At 72.0% G+C, this 19,014-nt stretch carries 16 protein-coding genes and 1 tRNA gene; 8 read left to right on the top strand and 9 right to left on the bottom strand.

Annotated features, from left to right (window positions below; translation table 11 throughout):
* The first annotated feature begins 4 nt into the window (after positions 1-4).
* The 4 genes from cydB (at position 5) to KB893_RS00895 (ending at position 2,828) form a co-directional block, all read left to right on the top strand.
* Positions 5-1,153 carry a cytochrome d ubiquinol oxidase subunit II gene (gene cydB / locus KB893_RS00910; protein ID WP_211927516.1) on the top strand — a complete coding sequence of 383 codons (1,149 nt, stop codon included), beginning with the start codon at positions 5-7 and terminating at the stop codon, positions 1,151-1,153.
* A 50-nt stretch (positions 1,154-1,203) separates the two neighbouring features.
* A complete protein-coding gene (gene cydX / locus KB893_RS00905) occupies positions 1,204-1,314 on the top strand; it encodes a cytochrome bd-I oxidase subunit CydX (protein ID WP_211927517.1) in 111 nt (36 codons plus the stop codon).
* Entirely contained in the window at positions 1,298-2,677 is a 1,380-nt protein-coding gene (hemN, locus tag KB893_RS00900; RefSeq protein ID WP_211927518.1) for an oxygen-independent coproporphyrinogen III oxidase, read from the top strand. The genes cydX and hemN overlap by 17 nt, the downstream gene beginning before the upstream one ends.
* A 74-nt stretch (positions 2,678-2,751) precedes the next feature.
* Positions 2,752-2,828: transfer RNA gene (locus KB893_RS00895), tRNA-Pro, on the top strand.
* A 63-nt stretch (positions 2,829-2,891) separates the two neighbouring features.
* On the opposite strand, the gene KB893_RS00890 is transcribed toward KB893_RS00895, so the two are convergent.
* Together KB893_RS00890 and KB893_RS00885 are read right to left on the bottom strand one after the other, a co-directional pair.
* On the bottom strand, positions 2,892-4,232 hold the full coding sequence (locus tag KB893_RS00890) for a T6SS phospholipase effector Tle1-like catalytic domain-containing protein (protein ID WP_213173319.1): 1,341 nt from the start codon (positions 4,230-4,232) through the stop codon (positions 2,892-2,894).
* Positions 4,233-4,283: 51 nt separating this feature from the next.
* Entirely contained in the window at positions 4,284-4,916 is a 633-nt protein-coding gene (locus KB893_RS00885) for a hypothetical protein (RefSeq protein ID WP_211928185.1), read from the bottom strand.
* A 336-nt stretch (positions 4,917-5,252) separates the two neighbouring features.
* Here KB893_RS00885 and pgaA point away from each other — a divergent pair, with 336 nt between their 5' ends.
* From pgaA to pgaD, 4 genes are read left to right on the top strand one after another with little or no spacing between them, the layout of a single operon-like run.
* Complete coding sequence (pgaA, locus tag KB893_RS00880; protein WP_213173318.1) at positions 5,253-7,229, top strand: poly-beta-1,6 N-acetyl-D-glucosamine export porin PgaA; 1,977 nt, start codon at positions 5,253-5,255, stop codon at positions 7,227-7,229.
* On the top strand, positions 7,226-9,112 hold the full coding sequence (gene pgaB, locus KB893_RS00875) for a poly-beta-1,6-N-acetyl-D-glucosamine N-deacetylase PgaB (RefSeq protein ID WP_213173317.1): 1,887 nt from the start codon (positions 7,226-7,228) through the stop codon (positions 9,110-9,112). The genes pgaA and pgaB overlap by 4 nt, the downstream gene beginning before the upstream one ends.
* 2 nt (positions 9,113-9,114) lie before the next feature.
* Entirely contained in the window at positions 9,115-10,371 is a 1,257-nt protein-coding gene (gene pgaC / locus KB893_RS00870) for a poly-beta-1,6-N-acetyl-D-glucosamine synthase (protein ID WP_211927062.1), read from the top strand.
* Positions 10,368-10,805, top strand: a complete 438-nt coding sequence (gene pgaD / locus KB893_RS00865; RefSeq protein ID WP_211927063.1) for a poly-beta-1,6-N-acetyl-D-glucosamine biosynthesis protein PgaD — start codon at positions 10,368-10,370, stop codon at positions 10,803-10,805. Before pgaC ends, pgaD begins: the two co-directional genes overlap by 4 nt.
* A 19-nt stretch (positions 10,806-10,824) precedes the next feature.
* Here pgaD and proB read toward each other — a convergent pair whose 3' ends face one another.
* From proB to KB893_RS00830, 7 genes are all read right to left on the bottom strand, one after another.
* Positions 10,825-11,991, bottom strand: a complete 1,167-nt coding sequence (gene proB, locus KB893_RS00860; protein ID WP_211927064.1) for a glutamate 5-kinase — start codon at positions 11,989-11,991, stop codon at positions 10,825-10,827.
* Between the two features lie 72 nt (positions 11,992-12,063).
* Positions 12,064-13,359, bottom strand: a complete 1,296-nt coding sequence (locus KB893_RS00855) for an argininosuccinate lyase (protein ID WP_211927065.1) — start codon at positions 13,357-13,359, stop codon at positions 12,064-12,066.
* Between the two features lie 101 nt (positions 13,360-13,460).
* A complete protein-coding gene (gene argC, locus KB893_RS00850) occupies positions 13,461-14,414 on the bottom strand; it encodes an N-acetyl-gamma-glutamyl-phosphate reductase (protein WP_213173316.1) in 954 nt (317 codons plus the stop codon).
* The gene (locus tag KB893_RS00845; protein WP_246505150.1) at positions 14,411-15,022 is read right to left on the bottom strand and encodes a GNAT family N-acetyltransferase; all 612 of its coding nucleotides are present in this window, start codon (positions 15,020-15,022) and stop codon (positions 14,411-14,413) included. Before KB893_RS00845 ends, argC begins: the two co-directional genes overlap by 4 nt.
* 2 nt (positions 15,023-15,024) lie before the next feature.
* On the bottom strand, positions 15,025-16,341 hold the full coding sequence (locus tag KB893_RS00840; protein ID WP_213173315.1) for an acetylglutamate kinase: 1,317 nt from the start codon (positions 16,339-16,341) through the stop codon (positions 15,025-15,027).
* 131 nt (positions 16,342-16,472) lie between these two features.
* Positions 16,473-17,567 (bottom strand): acetylornithine deacetylase, encoded by a 1,095-nt coding sequence (locus tag KB893_RS00835; RefSeq protein WP_213173314.1) that lies wholly within the window; start codon positions 17,565-17,567, stop codon positions 16,473-16,475.
* Positions 17,568-17,736: 169 nt separating this feature from the next.
* Positions 17,737-18,945, bottom strand: coding sequence for an argininosuccinate synthase (locus KB893_RS00830; protein WP_211927070.1), 1,209 nt, complete (start codon positions 18,943-18,945; stop codon positions 17,737-17,739).
* Positions 18,946-19,014 lie beyond the last annotated feature (69 nt).

The raw sequence follows: 19,014 nt of genomic DNA, 5'->3' as shown, positions 1-19,014 counted from the left end.
CGCCATGGACCTCATGATCCTCGACTACCCCACCCTGCGCCTGGTGTGGTGGCTGCTGCTGGGCGTGCTGCTGATCGGCTTCGCGATCATGGACGGCTTCGACCTGGGCGTCGGCGCGCTGCTGCCCTTCGTCGCCCGCAGCGACGCCGAGCGCCGGGTGGTGGTCAACACCATCGGCCCGGTGTGGGAGGGCAACCAGGTGTGGCTGATCCTGGGCGGCGGCGCGATCTTCGCCGCCTTCCCGCCGCTCTACGCGGTCAGCTTCTCCGGCTTCTACCTGGCGATGTTCCTGATCCTGTTCGCCCTGATCCTGCGCCCGGTGGGCTTCAAGTTCCGCGGCAAGGTCGCCGATCCGCGCTGGCGCGCGGCCTGGGACTGGGGCCTGTTCGTCGGCGGCGCGGTGCCGGCGCTGGTGTTCGGCGTGGCGATGGGCAACGTGCTGCTGGGCGTGCCGTTCCGCTTCGACGCGACGCTGCGCCCGTTCTACGAGGGCAACCTGTTCGGCCTGCTGACCCCGTTCGCCCTGCTGGCCGGGCTCACCAGCGTGGCCATGCTGGTGGCCCACGGCGCGGCGATGCTGGTGATGAAGACCGACGGCCCGGTGGCCGTGCGCGCCGCGCGCTACGGCTCGCTCGCCGCGCTCGCCGGCGCGGCCCTGTTCGCGCTGGGCGGCCTGTGCCTGATGACCGTGGTCGACGGCTTCCGCATCGTATCGGCGCTGGTCCCGGACGCCGCGTCCAACCCCCTCGCCAAGAGCGTGACCACGGCCGAGGGCGCCTGGCTGGCCAACTTCGCGGCGCATCCGTGGATGGCCGCGGCGCCCGCGCTGGGGCTGCTCGGCCTGGTCGGCAGCGCGCTGGCCCTGGCCGGCCGCCGCGGCGGGCTGGCCTTCTGCGCCTCGGCCGCGGCGATCGCCGGAATCATCCTGAGCGTGGGCTTCGCGACCTTTCCGTTCCTGCTGCCCTCGTCGCTGGACGCGACCTCCAGCCTGACCCTGTGGGACGCCTCGAGCAGCCAGATGACCCTGCTGGTGATGCTGGTGGCGACGGTGGTGTTCCTGCCGCTGATCCTCGCCTACACCGCCTGGGTCTATCGGGTGATGCGCGGCAAGGTCACCCACGGCGCACTCGGCGACAACCCCAACGCCTATTGACCCCCGGCGACGGCGGGCGCCGGCTTCCCCCGCCATGGAGAACATCGACCATGTGGTATTTCGCCTGGATCCTCGGTGTCGGCCTCGCCGCCACCTTCGCCATCCTCAACGGGATGTGGTTCGAAATGCGCGAGCAGCAGGACCATGGCCGCGATCGCTGAGGACGTGGCGAGCGACGCCGGCATCGCCCTGCCGCCCACCCTGCTGGCCCGCTACGCGCGGCCGGTGCCGCGCTACACGAGCTACCCCACCGCGGCGCAGTTCAGCGCGCTCCACGAGGCGACCTACGCCCGCTGGCTGGCCGCGGTGCCCCCCGGCGAGGCGATCTCGCTCTACCTGCACGTGCCCTACTGCGCCGCGCTGTGCTGGTACTGCGGCTGCCGCACCCAGGCCACCCGCCACCACCGCGAGCGGGTGTCGGCCTATGTCGACCTGCTGCTGCGCGAGATCGACCTGGTCGCCGAGCGCCTCGGCCGCCGCCAGCCGGTGAGCGCGATCCACTTCGGCGGCGGTACGCCCAACCTGATGTCGCAGACCGAACTCGGGCGCGTGCTCGGCCGCCTCGCCGGCCGCTTCGATGTGCGCGCCGACGCCGAGCTGGCGATGGAGATCGATCCGCGCTCGCTGACCGCGGAGTTCGCGCTGGCGCTCGGCATCGCCGGCTTTACCCGGATCAGCCTCGGTATCCAGGACTTCGACCCCGAGGTGCAGGCGCTGATCCATCGCGAGCAGCCCTATGCCCTGGTCGAGCAGGCGGTGCGCTGGCTGCGCGACGCCGGCATCGCCGGCATCAACTTCGACCTGATCCATGGCCTGCCGGGGCAGACCGAGACGAGCATCCGCCGCACGGTGGCGCTGGCCGCGGCGCTGCGGCCGGAGCGGATCGCGGTGTACGGCTATGCGCATCTTCCGCAGCGCCAGCGCCACCAGCGCCTGATCCCGGCCGACCGCCTCCCGGACACCCTCCTGCGCCATCGCCTGCGCGAGGCGGCGCATGCCGACCTTCTCGACGCCGGCTACCTGGCCGTCGGGATGGACCACTACGCCCTGCCGGGCGACGCGCTGGCGACGCAGCCGCTGGCGCGCAACTTCCAGGGCTACAGCAGCGACCGGGCCGCGACGCTGATCGGGCTCGGCGCCTCGGCGATCGGCCAGTTCGCCCAGGGCTATGCGCAGAACGTGGCGGCCACCCCGCTCTGGCGCGAGGCCCTGGAGCACGGGCGGCTGCCGGTCGCCCGCGGGCACGCGCTCGACGACGACGACCGCCTGCGGCGCACGCTGATCGAACGCCTGATGTGCGACTTCAGCGCGCCGCTAGGCGCACTGGCGGCCGCGGCCGGACGCAGCGCCGACGAGCTGGTGGTGGATCCGGCGATGCTCGACCAGTTGATCGCGGATGGACTCGCCTGGCGCAGCGGCGACTGGGTCGGGGCCACGCCGCGCGGGCGGCCGCTGGTGCGCAGCCTGTGCGCGGTGTTCGACAGCCGCACCGGCGGCTCGACCCGCCATGCGCCGGGGGTCTGAGCGCGCGCCGCCGATCGCGCACGGGATGCTTGCCGGGAATGGCCCTGCCCGCGTATCATGCGCGGCTCACGAATCGGGGTGTAGCTCAGCCTGGTAGAGCGCTACGTTCGGGACGTAGAAGTCGCAGGTTCAAATCCTGTCTCCCCGACCAAGATTCGACGACGAAGCCGGCCTCGCGCCGGCTTTTTCGTGCCCGCACGCCGGCCTGCCGGACTCAATGCACCATAGGCGGCGGTGCCGACGCCTCCCGCGGCGGTATCGGCGGAGGCGCCGCGCGCTCGGCCTCCTGCAACTGCGCCTGGCCGCGCTGCAGCCAGGCCTGGCCTTCCGCACTTGCGGCATGGTCGAGGGTGAGCCGCTCGACCTTCGCGATGTCGCCCTCGCGCGCCGCCTCGAGCAGGCGGCCGACCATCGACACATGGGGGAGCGCCTCGATCTGCGCCGCGATGCCGGGCGGCACGGGACCGATCTCCACCGGCCGCCACGTCAGCCCTGCCGCCATCGCTTCGTTGCGCGGCTCCGCGTCGCGGCAGTCGATCCGGCACAGCGCCGGCGGGGCGAGCAGGTCCACATGGCCACGTTCGCCGGTGCGGTCGTGGATCGAGGTGCGGTAGATGAAGAGGTGTTCCTCGGAGCGGTGGATCACGTTGCGTCGTGGGTCCGTCGGCTCCTCGGCCTTCTGCAGGAAGGGCTGCTCGCTGAGCGAATTGAGGTAGTCGATCATCAGGTTGCCGCTGCGGATGCCCAGCCCGTCGAGCGCATAGCCGCTGCCGATGTCGCTGTGGGCGCCGGCGACGCGGACGCTGAGGAAGCGGCCGTCGGCGGTCGCCCCGGGATCGAGGATGTGGGTGAGCAGGAAGAGATTGCGGATCTCGTCGTCGGCGGTGATCTGGAAGCCCGAGACCACCGAGGGCGGCAGCCGGCGGTCGTGGTCGCGCGGTTCCCCGGTGCCGACGGGGTCGAACAGGCCAACCGCCTGCACCACGCTGCCGGGCGCGCGCAGCGGTGGGCCGGGATAGGTGGCGCTGGTGATGAGGCCGTGGCGGTCGCGCTCGATCACCGCGCCTAGCGGGCTCTGGATGCCGCGCTCCTCGACCAGGCGGGTGAATCCGGCGGCCTGCTCGCCGCCGCGGCTGAAGCCGATGGTGGCGAGGCGGATGTCGGCGTCCGGGTTCTCCGCGATCCATTCGGCCGCCTGGGTGGCGAACTGGAGGTACATCTCTTCCAGGCGCGCGTCGTAGGTGTGGCCGGTCATCTGGTCCCACCTGCCCGACCACCCGCCTTGCGTGCCGACGCCTTCGACATAGCCGCCGCGGATGGTGTCGATGCCTTCGTCGCGCAGGTCGTAAACCTGCCTATAGATGCGGGCGACGTTCGTGTGCTTCTCCGGCGCGTCGCGCAGCATGCTGTTGCCGGTGCCGTCGAAGGCGGCGAGGTAGAGCCTTTCGTTCGGCCGCGCAGCGCCGACCAGCGCGGGCGACTGGAACGCCCCCAGCTCGCGACTCGCGCGCGCATACGTCTCCAGGTCCTCCGCTGTCGCGGAAACCGTGGACACGCCATCGGGATGGTTCTCTCCGCCCATGTCGACAGTCCCTGTCGTTGTGGATCAGTAGGTCCGGCTCCAGACCAGGACCGGTTCGTACCTGAAGCCGCTGTGGGGATTGCCCGGCTTCTGCAGCGACTTCGTGGGAATCAAGGAACGCATCCAGACGTTGATCGTGCGGTCGTTGACCTCGAGCACGATCTCCGGATTGCCGATCGACACGCCCTCGCGGACGTCCTCGCGCGGCACCTCGTGCCGGATCAGCTGGTCCGGGAAGACCGCCGCCATGTCGACCTCCGCTTCGTGCGCCACCCCGTCCTGGGAACGCCAGCGGACCTGCGCCGGCGGCGGGAAGTTGAAGATCCCGAGCCAGCCGCCGCCGAGGTTCTTCGGATATTTGTCACCCAGCGACGCAGACGAACGCTTCAACCTGTCATCCGGATCGTCCTTCACCAGATGCCCGGCGTAGGTGATGTGGCAGCCGTAAGTGGAGTAGCAGGCCGCCCCGAAACTGTGCTGCACGAACTTCAGCGGCCAGTCCGCCACCGTGTTGTCCGGCCGGATCGTCCGTCCGTCGTCTGTCTTCGCGGTCACGCCCTGGCATCCCGTCGTCGTGGTGAGCGCCGCCAGCAGGGCGATCGTGAGCGCGCGGGCACGCCGACGTGGCGTCGGCCGCAGGTGATGTCGATCGTCCATGAGTGGCAGTCCCTGGCTCCCGCCGCGGGCGGGAGTGCGGATCGACTGTAGCGGCCGCACGCAAGGGGCGGCAAGCGCGGCGGACCGCACGGCGTCGAGGACGCCGGTGCGGGCGATGCTGCACGGCAGCACACATCGCTTTGACGCGAACTCCGTCACGGTTCCGCCCGTTTTCCGAGACGGCCGGACGCTGTGTCGGCCGAAGGCGCCCCCACCCGGCGCTCCGTTCAAGGTTTCGTGCGGACTCGACACAGCTCCCAGACCCTCGCCCTTTCCTCCCTCCTTTTCCTCGCCCTTCTTCCCCCGTCCGCGCCCGGCGCGGCGCAGGAAGCGGCCGTGCCGGGCTCCGGCCGCGAGGCGGGACTTGCGCTTGCGCAGGCGTTGCGCGACGAAGGCGATACCGTCGCCGCGTTGGCTGTCTACCAGCGCCTGCTGACGGCCGATCCCGAAGACGACGCCGCCTACCGCGGGCGCGCGCTGGTGCTGGCGGAGATCGGTGCGGCCACGCTCGCCGCCGGGCAAGCCAGGGCCTGGCCGCAGGCGTTCGCCGACCACCAGCGCGAGGCCATCGAGGGCGACGCCATCGCTGCGCGCGTGCGCTGGGGTGCGACCTATCCGCGGCGCGAGAGCGCCCGCTTCGAGGCGATGGAGGACGCGCTGGCGCATGCGGACGCGCTGGCCGCCGACGCGCCACGCCGCACCGACTGGCAGGCCACGCGGCTGCGTGTCGACCGCCTCGTCGCGCTCAACGGCCTGGCCCGGCACGCCGAGGTCGTCGCCGGTTATCGTGCGCTGCACGACGACGGCGTGGCAGTGCCAGCCTGGGCGCTGCCGACGGTTGCAGACTCGATGCTCGCGCTGCGCCAGCCGCAGGCCGCGCTGCCGGTACTGGTAGCCGCGCTGGAGGCCATGCCCGCTCACGTCGACGCGCGCATCCTGCTCGGCTTCGCCCTGATCGAGACCGAGCGCTTCGACGCAGCGCTGCCGGTGTTCGAGCGTCTCGCCGCCGGGCAGCCGGCATGGCCACGGCGCCTCGGCGCCGGCTTCGGCTACGAGAACTGGGACCGCTACAAGGCCGACAGCAACCTGGCGCTGGCGCGCAGCCTCGCCGGCGACACCGCGGGCGCCGAGGCCAGCCTGCGCGCGCTCGCGCGCATCGCGCCTTCCAATGCCTCGCTGCAGGCGGCGCTCGGCGGCGTCCTGCAGCAGCGCGGCCGCGCTGCCGCGGCGCTGGAGCGTTACGACGGCGCGCTGACCCTCGACCCGCGCACCCGCGGCGCACGGCTGGGGCGCGTCGGCGCGCTCACCGCGCTGCAGCGCCACGCCGAGGCGCGCAGGGCGCTGGCGGAGGTGACCGCACGCTATCGGCGCGACCCGCAGGTGGCGCGCGCAGAACGCGAATTCGCGCGCAGCCGCGGCTGGCAGTTCGAGCTCGGCGCCAGCGGCGGGCGCAGCGATGCCCGCGACGGCGGCACCTCGGCTTCGCCGCTGGGCGCGGAAGACGCTGCGCTGCAGGTCGAGCTCGCCTCGCCGCTGCTCGCGGACCGCTGGCGGGTGACGGCGTCCGCGCTCGCGCGCCGCGCCGACTTCGACGGCGCGCGCACGCGCTATCGCAGCGCCGGGGTCGGCATCGACTACGTCCATGATCGCCTGCACGTGGCCGCGTCCGCCGCGCACGTGCTCGACGCCGACGGCGGCGGCCCGGCGCTGCGGGTCGCCGCCGACTGGCGCGTCTCCGATGCCTGGCTCGGCTACGCGGAGGCGAGGACGCGGGATCCGGATGGGTCGATGCAGGCGCGTCGCCTGGGCATCGGCGCCGACAGCGTCCGTGCAGGGCTGCGCTTCAGCCGCGACGACACGCTGGTGGTCGACGCGCGCCTGGGCCAGCTGCGCTACGAAGACGGCAACCGCCGCGAGCAGTTCGGGCTCGACGCGTCCGCCCTGGTCGCGCGTCGGCCGCACCTGCGCATCGACCTCCTCGGTGCCGGCTACGCCAGTCGTGGCCGGGATCGGGACGTGTCCTATTTCAACCCGCGGCGCGACGCCTCGGCGCAGCTCGGCCTGCGCATCGACCATCTCGGCTGGCGCCGCTACGAACGCGAGTTCCGCCAGCGCCTGGAGATCGGCGCCGGTCCCTATTGGCAGGAGGGCCACGGCACGCACTGGGTGCCCACCGTCGCCTACCGGCACGCGTGGCGGCTCGGCCTAGGCCGCGTGCTCGACTACGGGGCGGCCTGGTCGCGCCCGGTCTACGACGGCGCCCGCGAGCAGCGGATCATGTTCGACCTCGGCTATCGCTGGGGGCAGCCGTGAGCGCGCGCACCCTCGTCCTCGGCCTCCTGTGCCTGTGGGCGGCGCTGCTGCCGGCACCGGCACGCGCCCTGCTGGTGCTGAGCTACCACGACATTCGCGACGACGTGGCGCCCAGCGGCGATCCGGACCGCTATGCGGTCTCCACCGCGAACTTCGCCGCGCACCTGGACTGGCTGCACGCGCACGGTTACACGCCGGTCGACGTCCAGGCCGTCCTCGACGCGCGCGCGGGCACCGCGCCACTGCCGGACAAGGCCGTGCTGCTGACCTTCGACGACGGCCTGCGCAGCACCTACACCAGGGCGTTCCCGCTGCTGCGCGCCTACGGGTATCCGGCGCTGGTCGCGGTGGTCTCGGGGTGGGTCGACCTGGCGCCGGGACGGGTCGTGCCCTACGGCCCGCGCGACTTCGACCGCGCCGACTTCCTCACCTGGGCGCAGTTGCGCGAGATGCGCGCCTCGGGGCTGGTCGAGATCGCCTCGCACTCGCACGACCTGCACCGCGGCGTGCCGGGCAATCCGCAGGGCAACCTGACCCCGGCGGCGATCACGCGCATCCACGACGCCGACGCCGGCTACGAGTCCGAGGCCGACTACCGCGCCCGCATCGATGCCGACCTGCGCGCCAGCGTCGCCGCCATCGAGGCCGGCGCCGGAGCGCGGCCGCGGGTGATGGTGTGGCCGTACGCGGCCTATAGCGACGTCACCAACGGCATTGCCACCGCGCTCGGGATGCCGCTTTCGTTCGACCTGGAGGGACGCAGCGCCGAGGCCGACCTCGGCGAGCGCAACCGCGGCAGCGCCGAGAGCTCCGACCTCGGCAGCCTCGCGCGCCTGCTCATGTACGACAACCCGAGCGTGAGCGACCTGGTCCACGAGCTGCACCGCGACCTCGCCCGCGAGGGCATGCGCGCGATCCAGGTCGACCTCGACTACGTCTACGATCCCGACCCGGCGCAGACCGAGCGCAACCTCGACGTGCTGGTCGAGCGCATCCGCCGCATCGGCCCGAGCCACGTCTTCCTGCAGGCCTTCGCCGACCCCGACGGCGACGGCGCTGCCGAGGCGCTGTACTACCCGAACCGGCACATGCCGATGCGGGCCGACCTGTTCAACCGCGTGGCCTGGCAGCTGCGCACGCGCGCGCGGGTGCGGGTGTTCGCGTGGATGCCGGTGCTCGGCTTCGAGCTGCCCGACCCGGTGCTGCAGCGTGCGCTGGCCATCGCCGCGCCGGATCCGGCCGACATCCCGCGCCTGGATCCGCGCGATGTACGTACCCGTCGCATCGTCGCCGAGCTCTACGAGGACCTCGCCGTCGGCAGCTACTTCGAAGGCCTGCTGTTCCACGACGACGCCTACCTGCGCGACGACGAACTAGGCGACTTCCATCCGCGCGATCCGGCGGCGCGCACGCGGGCGCTCATCGACTTCACCCTCGGCCTGAAGCAGGCCGCGGAGCGCTGGCGACCGCGGCTGGTGACGGTGCGCAACCTGTTCGCGAGGCCGGTGCTGGAACCGGCGAGCGAGGCCTGGTTCGCGCAGGACCTCGAGGCCTTCAACACCGCCTACGACTTCACCGCACTGATGGCGATGCCGTGGCTGGAAGAGGCCGAGGATCCGCGTGCATGGATGCGCGCCCTGGCGGCGGCGGCGGCTGCGCGCCCGGAGGGCCTGCGGCGCACGGTGTTCGAACTGCAGACGGTCGACTGGCGCCGCGGCAGGCCGGTCCCCGGCGCCACGCTCGAGGCGCAGGCGCGCCGGCTGCGGGCCGCCGGTGTGCGCCACCTCGCCTACTACCCCGACGACTTCCTGCGCGACCACCCGCCGCTGCCCGACGCGCGCGCCGCGATGTCCGCGCGCGAATTCCCCTATCCCGAGCACTGAGCATGGATCCAACGTTCCCGCCGCTGACCCTGCTCTTCCGCTTCGCATTCTTCTATCCCATCGTGATGGCCTTCTTCTGGATGGCGGGGGGCGTCTACTACTACCTGCGCCGGGAGCGCGGCGCGCCGCCGCCGGACCGGCCGCCGCCCATGGCGCACATGCCGCCGGTGTCCATCCTCGTGCCCTGCTTCAACGAGGCCGGGACGATCGAGGAAACCATCGCCGCCCTCGACGGACAGGCATGGCCGGACTTCGAGATCATCGTCGTCGACGACGGCAGCACCGACGACACGCCGACGCGCCTTGACGCGATGCTCGCGCGGCACCCGCGGCTGCGGGTGATCCATCTCGAGAGCAACCAGGGCAAGGCCAACGCGTTGCGCATGGGCGCATTGGCGGCGCGCTCGGAGTACCTGGTGTGCATCGACGCCGACGCCATCCTCGACGAACACGCCGTGCGCTGGATGATCGGCCACCTGCTCGACGGTCCGCGCGTTGGCGCGGTCACCGGCAACCCGCGCATCCGCAACCGCACCACCCTGCTGGGCCGCACCCAGGTGGGCGAATACTCGGCGATCATCGGCCTGATCAAGCGCGCCCAGCGCGTCTACGGCCGGCTGTTCACCCTGTCCGGGGTGATCTGCGCGTTCCGCCGCACCGCGCTGCACCGGATCGGCTACTGGAACGACCACATGGTCACCGAGGACATCGATATCTCCTGGCGCCTGCAGATGGACCACTGGGACATCCGCTACGAGCCCAACGCCCTGTGCTGGATCCTGATGCCGGAGACCTTCCGCGGGCTGTGGTCGCAGCGCCTGCGCTGGGCGCGCGGCGGCATCGAGGTGCTGCTCAGCCACGGCCTCGGTGTGCTCAGCTGGCGCAAGCGGCGGATGTGGGGCGTACTCGCCGAATACGTACTCAGCGTGGGCTGGGCCTACACCATGCTCTTGATCATCGTGCTGTGGGCGCTGGGACTGCTGGTGCCGATGCCGCCGGCGCTGCATGTCGACACCATCCTGCCGCGCTGGCACGGCGTGGTGCTGGCCGTGGTATGCCTGCTGCAGTTCGCGGTCAGCCTGCTGATCGAGCGCCGCTACGAACCGAAGCTGGCGCGGCACTTCTACTGGGTGATCTGGTATCCGTTCGCGTTCTGGGCGCTGGGCATGCTGACCGCGGTGGTGGCGCTGCCGACCACCCTGCTCAGCCCGCGTGCGCGGCGCGCGATCTGGACCAGTCCCGACCGGGGCGTGCGATGACGCCGCCGCTGATCGAGCGCCCCCGCCACCTCGACCGCGGCCGTCGCGCCCTGCTCGGGCTGCTGACCGCGCTGGCCTGGGCGGTCTACGTCTACCTGTGGCTGCCGTTGCTGACCTTGCTTGCCTGGCTGCTCGGCGTCCGCACCGTCTATACGCGGCTTTACCTGGAGCAGTCGCAGCTCGACGCCTTCCTCCTCCTCGCCCTGCCCGTGATCGCGGGGCTCTGCGCGCTGGTGCTGATCGTGTGGGCCGAATACAACCGGGTCCGCTTCGGCGGAGCGGAGCGACGGCGGCATCGCGCCGACGTCGACGACGCGGCCGTGGCAGCCACACTGGGCGCCACGCCGGCCCTGGCCTCCGGCCTGCGTGGGGCGCGCGTGAGCGTGCTGCGCCTTGACGACCACGGCCGCCCGGTGCGGCGCAGCGACCGCTGATCGCGCCCCCGCCCGCCGCTCATCCCTGCGGCGGGGGGAACGGCCGTTCGGCGACCAGGACCAGGTCGTCGCGGTGGACCAGGTTGCCGCCGTAGCTGTAGCCGAGGAGGCCGGCGATCGCGCTGCTGTGCGCGCCGGCGATGCGGCGGGCGTCGTCGGCACCGTACTGCGCCAGGCCGCGGGCCAGCGGGCGGTCGTCGCCGACTGCAAGGATGTCGACCGCCTCGCCGCGTCCGAACTCGCCCTCGACCGCGACGAGACCGCCCGGCAGCAGCGACGCCCCGCGTCCGACCAGCGCCGCGGCGGCGCCGGCGTCGATCCGCAGCCGGCCCTGGGCCGGCACGCTCGCCAGCCAGTGCTTGCGCGCGGTGCGTCGATTCCCGGGGCTGGCGACGCGGGTGCCGTGCAGCCGGCCCTGCGCCAGTTCGCGGAGCACGGCCGGATCGGTCCCGTCGAACAGCAGCGTGCCGATGCCCGCCCCGCGCGCGCGCTGCGCCGCCTCGAGCTTGGTGCGCATGCCGCCGGTGCCGACCGCGCTGCCCGCCGCGCCGGCCATGGCCAAGGTGGCCCCGTCGATGGCCGCGAGCAGCGGTACCGGGACGGCCGCAGGGTCGAGGCGCGGATCGGCGCTGTACAGGCCGGCGATGTCGCTGGCGATGAACAGCAGGTCGGCATCGACCAGGGCGGCGACGATGGCGGCGAGGTTGTCGTTGTCGCCGAGCTTGAGTTCGTCGACGCAGACGGTGTCGTTCTCGTTCACCACCGGCAGCGCGCCCATGCGCAGCAGCTCCAGCAGGGTGGCGCGGGCGTTGAGGTAGCGGCGGCGGTTGCGCAGGTCGTCGTGGGTCAGCAGCACCTGCGCGACGGGCACCTCGAAGAAGCGCTGCCACAACTCGACCAGGCGCGCCTGCCCGAGCGCGGCGAGCGCCTGCCGTGCGGCCAGCGGCGCACCGCCCGAGCGCGGTCCCGGCAGCAGGGCGCGGCCGGCGGCGACCGCGCCGGACGAGACGATCACCATCTCCCGCCCGGCCGCGCGCTGCGCGGCGACGAACTGCGCCAGCCCCAGCGCATGCCGCGGCGACAGGCCGCCGCCGTCGGCGGCAAGCAGACTGCTGCCGACCTTGAGCACGCCGCGGCGCCAGGCCGGCAGCGCCTGTGCCGGAAAGGCGGCAAGCGCGCGGCTCATGACCCTGCCGGCGGACAGGTGGGAGCCCGACCGGCCATCCGCGCCCCCATGCCGGCGCCGGGCGCGGCCATGTCAGCCTTCCAGCTCCGCGAGACGCGCACGCAGCAGGTCGAGCCGGAGGTCGCCCGCGGCGCCGGGCGAGGTGCGTGCGGCGAGGCTGTCCTCCGGCGTGCGGCCCTGCCCCGCTTCGGCGGCGCTGTCGGCCGCGGCGCGATAGGCGTCGCGGAAGGGGATGCCGGCCACGGCCGCCTCGATGGCCACGTCGGTGGCGTACATCGACGGCTCGATCGATGCGCGCATGGCGGTCTCGTTCCAGCGCAGCTTCGCCAGCAGGTCGGGCAGCAGCGCGAGCGCGTCCAGGCCATGGCGGAAGCCGTGCAGCAGCGAGCCCTTGGACAGCTGCAGGTCGCGCTGGTAACCCGAAGGCAGCGACAGCAGCTGTTCGATCTCGGTGCGCGCGGCGGCGATGGGCGCGTAGCTGGCGCGCATCAGTTCCACCACGTCGGGGTTGCGCTTGTTCGGCATGATCGAGCTGCCGGTGGTGAACTCCGGCGGCAGGCTGACGAAACCGAACTCGGCGGTGGTGAACAGCGACAGGTCCCAGGCGATGCGACGCAGGTCCAGCACCGCCGCGCCCAGCGCGTCGAGTGCGGCGATCTCGAACTTGCCGCGCGAGAGCTGCGCATAGATCGGCGAGACCTGCATGCGGCCGAAGCCGAGCGTGCGCGTGGTGTGCTCGCGGTCCAGCGCCAGGTTGACGCCGTAGCCGGCCGCGGTGCCGAGCGGGTTGGCGTCGATCAGCGCCAGCGTCTGCTCGGCGCGCAGCGCGTTGTCGATGAAGGACTCGGCGAAGCCTGCGAACCACATCGCCGTCGACGACACCACCGCACGCTGGATATGGGTGTAGCCCGGCATCGGCAGCGCCTCGCGACCGGCCCGGTCCAGGCAGACCCCCGCGACGGCGCGGTCGAGATCGGCCAGCTCGCGCAGGCGCGCCTTGAGCCACAGGCGGCTGGCGACCAGGACCTGGTCGTTGCGGCTGCGCCCGGTGTGCACGCGGCGGCCGGCATCGCCGAGGCGCTCGGTCAGCCGCGCCTCGATCGCCGAATGCCCGTCTTCGAACCGTTCGTCGAGGACGAAGGCGCCGCTGCGGAAGTCGTCGGCGAGCGTCGCCAGCTCGCGCCGGATCGCGACGGCGTCGTCCGCGGACACGATGCCGATGTTGGCCAGCCCGCCGACGTGGGCCGCGCTGGCCTCGATGTCGTAGAGGAACAGCTCGCGGTCGAGGACCACGTCGTCGCCGGCGAGGAAACGCATGATCCGCGCGTCGGTGGCGACGCCGGATTTCTGCCAGAGGAGATCGGTCATGGGCGAGGAGTGAGTGGAGAGGAGTGAGGAAGGAGAGGAGCGGGTGAAGAGGAGCGGGACGTGGCTCGGGACGGAACCGTCCGTTTCCCACTCCCCGTCACTCACTCCCCGATCGCGGTGAACTCGTCGAGGCCCAGCGCCAGGTTGACGTTCTGCAGCGCCTGGGTGGCGGCGCCCTTGAGCAGGTTGTCGAGCGTGGCCACCACGACCACGCGCCGGCCGTCCGGCGCCACCGCGAAGCCGCCGATCTCGACGCCGTGCCGGCCGGCGATGCGGCTGACCCAGGGCGCCTCGTCGACGACCGTCACCAGCTTCTCGCCGGCATAGCGCTGCACGTACTTCGCGTGGATGAACCCGCGCTTCAGCGGCGCCCTCAGCCACAGGTTGACGGTCATGGTGATGCCGCGGAAATGCGACGCCACGTGCGGCATGAACTCCACCGGCACGCCGAGCTGGCGGCTCACCTCGCGCTCGTGCACGTGGTCGACCAGCGCATAGGGCATCAGGTTGTCGCGCAGCAGCTCGGGATTGTTGCGGTCCGACGGCGTCGTCCCGGCGCCGGAGTAGCCGGACACGCCGAAGCACTGCGGCGGCCCGGCGAGTTCCTCGAGCAGCGGCGCGATCGCCAGCTGCATCGCCGTCGCGTAGCAGCCCGGGTTGCTGATCCGGCGCTGCCCCGCATAGCGGCCGCGGGTCAGTTCGGGCAGGCCGTAGTACCAGGCGGAATCGAAGCGGTAGTCGGCGGAGAGATCGACCACGAGGGTCTGCGGCGCGACCGCGTCGAGCGCCTCCACGTAGGGCGCCGCCTTGCCGTTGGGCAGGGCCAGCACGACCACGTCGGCCCCGCGCGCGGCCACCGCGGCGGCATCCAGGCTCTCGAAGCGCAGCGCGCCGCGGTAGGCGTCGTTGTGGTCGGCGACCGGCTGGCCGTCGAGCTCGCGCGAGGAGACGAAGGCGAGCTCGAGCCCCGGATGGCGGGCGACGAGGCGGATCAGCTCGGCGCCGGTATGGCCGCGTGCGCCGACGATGCCGAGGGTGAAGGTGCGTTGACTCATGGGCTCTGGTCCAGCCGGAACTGCAGGTGGCGCTGCACCGCCGGCCATTCGGTGTCGAGGATGGAGAAGACCACGGTATCGCGGGGCGTGCCGTCGGCGTGGCGCTTGTGGTTGCGCAGCACGCCCTCCTGCTTCGCGCCGAGGCGGGCGATGGCGGCGCGCGAGGCGTGGTTGAACCAGCTCGTCTCGAAGCCGACGCCGATGCAGCGCAGCGTTCCGAAGGCATGCCCGAGCAGCATCAGCTTGGCCTCGGTGTTGATCCCGGTCCGCTGCGCCGCCGGCGCGTACCAGGTGTAGCCGATGCACAGCCGCGGTACCTCGGGCTCCAGCGCATACAGGCGGGTGCTGCCGACGACGGCTCCCTGCCCGTCGCGCACGACGAAGGGCAGCGCCCTGCCCTGCGCCTGCGCCTCGAGCGCCGCGTCGACGTAGGCGGCGGCGCGCTCCGGCGCAGGCACGTTGGTGTACCACAGGCGCGACAGCGCGCCGTCGCCCAGCGCCGCGCACAGGCCGTCGGCGTGCGCCGCCTGCAGCGGTTCGAGCGTCGCGTGGCGGCCGCGCAGGGTCGGCACGCTGCGCCAGGCCGATGCGATATCGGCGTCGTCCATGCTCATCCCAGCAGCGTCGCCGGGCGCGTGGCGCAGTGCTCGACGCAGGCACGGATCTCGTCGAAGCCGTCCAGGCCGTACCAGAACACCTTCCACTTCTCCTGCTTGATGCAGCCGTCGGACTCGGCGTAATAGAAGATATTGACCTGGTTGTTGTGGCGCGAGCGCCAGAACAGCTTCGGCGTCTCCTCGTGCATCACGTTCCACACCGCCCGGCCCAGGCCCTCGCCCTGCGCCTCGTCGAGCACCGCGAACTTGTCGAGGTAGGTGAACCCGCCCTCGCGGGTCAGCAGGATCGCCGCGCGGTAGTTCTCGCTGACGTAGGCGCGCTCCAGCGTGGTGCGCTCGAAGTAGTCGTCGACCAGGGTGCGGCCGAAGCTGGACTCGATCAGGCCGCGCAGGCGCGGCAGATCGAGTTCGTCCCAGGAGGTCACCCGCAGCACACGCTCGCCGCGCCGCACCAGCGTGCCCGAGCCCTTGTGGGTGAACAGCTCCTTGGCGAGGTCCGCTGGTCGCGTGATCGACACCGAGGAGGTCAGCGGCAGGCGTCCGAGCAGCTCGCGGATCTGCTCGATCTTGACCTTCATGCCACCGTGCAGCCAGGGCTGTGCGATCAGGTGCTCGTATTCGGTGGAGAGGTTGATCGAATCGATCACCCTGCCCTGCGCGTCGAGCAGGCCGCCGGTGCCGGTGAGGAAGATGATCTTGTAGGGCTGCAGCACCTGCACCAGCTCGTTGGCGGCGAAGTCGGCGTTGACGTTGAGGATCTGCCCGCCCGCCGTCTCGCCGAGGCTGGCGATGACCGGGATCGAACCGGCCTGCAGGCTGGCCTCGATCGGCGCGAGGTTGACGTCGCGCACCTGGCCGACCAGGCCGTAGGTGTCGCGGTCGAGATAGTCGGCCTCGAACACCCCGGAGATGATCGAGGTCGCGCGCGAGCCTTCCGCCTGCAGCGCCTCGACCAGGCGCAGGTTGGAGGCCTGGAACACGCGGCGCACGATCGCCAGCGCCTCCGGCGAGGTCACGCGCAGGCCGTCGACGGTGCGCTTCTCGATGCCGGCGGCGGCGAGCTCGGCGTCGAGCTGCGGCCCGGCGCCGTGCAGCACGATCGGGGTCAGGCCCACGTCCTGCAGGAAGGACAGCGACGACGTCAGCGCGTCGAGGTCGTCGCGCAGCACCGCGCCGCCGACCTTGACCACGGCGAAGCGCTTGGCGTCGATCTGCGAGAAGCGCTTGAGGTACTGCGAGATCTCCTTGGCGCTGGCCATGCTCGAGAGCAGGCGGACGATGGTCTGGCGGGTCTGGGCGTTGGAGTGCATGGGATTCGCGGATCTGGTGGCGGTTCGCGCCTTCGGCGCGTGCTCTGGCGTTCTTCTGTGGGAGGGGCTTCAGCCCCGACGGATGCCTCGTCGGGGCTGAAGCCTCTCCCACACCCGTGGCACCGGGACCCTCACCGCTGCCCTCCGATGATCCGGACGATCGATTCGGCGTAGCGCTCGAGCTGCTCCAGCGCGACCCACTCGTCGGCGGTGTGTGCCTGGGCGATGTCGCCGGGGCCGTAGACGAAGCTGGTGTAGCCGCCCTGCGAGAACAGCGAGGACTCGGTCCAGAAGTCCACGGCGTTGCCGATCGGCAGCCCCAGCGCGTCGGCGACGTCGCGCGCGGCCAGGCGCTTGTCCTCGGCGTCGGCGATGTCGCCGGCCGGCAGGCTGGGGCCGCGGAAGGTCTCGGCGAACTCGGCCGCGGCAGGTTCGGCGAGGCCGGCGAAGGTCGCCAGCAGCGCGTCGATGTCCATCGACGGCAGCGGCCGGAATCCGAAGCGCAGCTCGGCGGTCGGCGCGATCATGTTCGCCTTGATCCCGCCCTCGACCCGGCCGATGTTGAAGCGCAGCCCGGTCAGCCCGCCGAAGCGGGCATGGGCGAGCGATTCGACATGGTCGAGCGCGCGGTTGCCCCAGCGCATCGCCTGGTGCAGGGCGCTGGCCGCCGGGTCCTGCCGGCCCGAGGCGTGACCGGCGCGGCCGGCGAAGCGCATCAGCACCGAACTGATGCCGCGATGCGCCAGCACCGCCTCGGCCTGGGTCGGCTCGGCCACGATCACCGCCTCGAACGGCAGCCTGCGCTCGAGGAACGCCGCGACGCAGCGTGGATCGTTGGCCTCCTCGTCGCTGGTGAACAGGAACGCGGCGTCGCCGTCGGTGACGTTGGCCGCGGCCAGCAGCGCCGCCGCCGCACCCTTGATGTCGCAGGCGCCCAGGCCCACCGCGCGCTCGCCGTCCACGCGCAGCACGTGCGGATCCGCCGACCAGTGCGGCGAGTCCGGCACCGTGTCCAGGTGCACGTTGAACAGCACCGTCGGCCGCCCGCGCACGGCGAGGCAGCTCACCGCGCCAGCGCCGTGGTCGATGACCTCGACCGCGAAGCCCGGCAGCGCGGCGCGGATCACATCGAAGATCCCGCGTGTCCCGATCGCCCGCGGCGGATTGCGGGTATCGCAGGCGACGAGGGCGCGGAGGTGGTCGAGGGTGGGGGCCAGGAGGGGCATGGTTCTTGAGGAAGTGGCGGGAAGCGGAAATGGGGAACCGGGAATGCTCAGGCTGCGGAGGCGTGGTGGCGGGAGATGGGGCCGGGGGCGGCGGGTAGAGGTCGCACGATCAGCTCGACCTCCAGGTCCCGATTCCCCTTTCCCGCCTCACCCCTCCCCCTTCACCCGATCAGCGATTCACCTCCGCCCACAGCGTCGAGCTCATCCCGAACAGCTTGATGAAGCCCTCGGCCTCCTCCACGCCCCAGTCGGCCGACTGCGCGTAGACGGCGCCCTTGGCGTTGAGGATGTGCGGCGAGCGGATCTCGACGGCGTCCACCCGCGCACCGCTGGTCTCCAGCACCACCTCGCCGTTGACGGTGGCCTGGCTGGAGGCGAGGAAGGCCTCGAGGTCGGTCTTGACCGGGTCGTGGAAGAAGCCCTCGTAGACCACCTCCACCCACTTGCGCGCGACCTCGGGCTTGAAGCGGTTCTGCTGCTTGCTCAGCACCGCCTCCTCCAGCGCGCGGTGCGCGGTCAGCAGGGCCACGATGCCGGGGGCTTCGTAGACGATGCGGCCCTTGAGGCCGATCGTGGTGTCGCCGGTGTACATGCCGCGGCCGACGCCATAGGCGGCGAACAGGCCGTTGAGCCGGGCCAGGATCTCCGCGCCCGGCAGGCGCTCGCCATCGAGCGCGACCGCCTCGCCCTTCTCGAACGCGACGGTGACCTTGAGCGGCTCCGCCGGCCACTCCGCGCGCGGACGGCACCAGCCGCGCGCGCCCTCGCCCGGCGCCTTCCAGTGGTCGATCTCGCCGCCGGACAGGGTGACGCCGAGCAGGTTCTCGTTGATGGTGTAGCTCTTCTGCTTGGCCCGCACCTCGAAGCCGCGCTCCTCCAGGAAGGCCTGCTCGTAGGCGCGGGTCTGGGTGTGCTCCTTCTGGATCTCGCGGATCGGCGCCACGATGCGGTAGCTGCCCTGCGCCTTCACCGCCAGGTCGAAGCGCACCTGGTCGTTGCCCATGCCGGTGCAGCCGTGCGCGATGGCGTCGGTGCCGAGCTCGGCGGCGCGCGCCAGCGCGGCGTCGACGATCAGGTAGCGGTCGGAGACCAGCAGCGGGTACTGCCCCTGGTAGCCCTCGCCCGCCCACACGAAGGGCTTGACGAAGCCGTCCCAGATCGCCGGCCCGCCGTCGACGGTGACGTGGCTGGCGGCGCCCAGTTCCTGCGCCCGCTGCTCGATGTAGGCGCGCTCCTCGGCATCGACGCCGCCGGTGTCGGCGAACACGGTGTGCACCTCCCACCCGCGCTCGCGCAGGTAGGGAACGCAGAAGCTGGTGTCGAGGCCGCCGGAGAAGGCGAGGACGATGGCGTTGGAGTCGCTGGAGGCGCTGGGCATGGTCGGTCCGGGATGCGGGAATGGGGAATGGGAATCGGGAATCGGGAATGGATCGGGTGCGCGATCATG

Source organism: Coralloluteibacterium stylophorae, from assembly GCF_018122625.2.
GTDB classification, from domain to species: Bacteria; Pseudomonadota; Gammaproteobacteria; order Xanthomonadales; family Xanthomonadaceae; genus Coralloluteibacterium; species Coralloluteibacterium stylophorae.
This window is presented reverse-complemented; position numbering and strand designations above follow the sequence as displayed.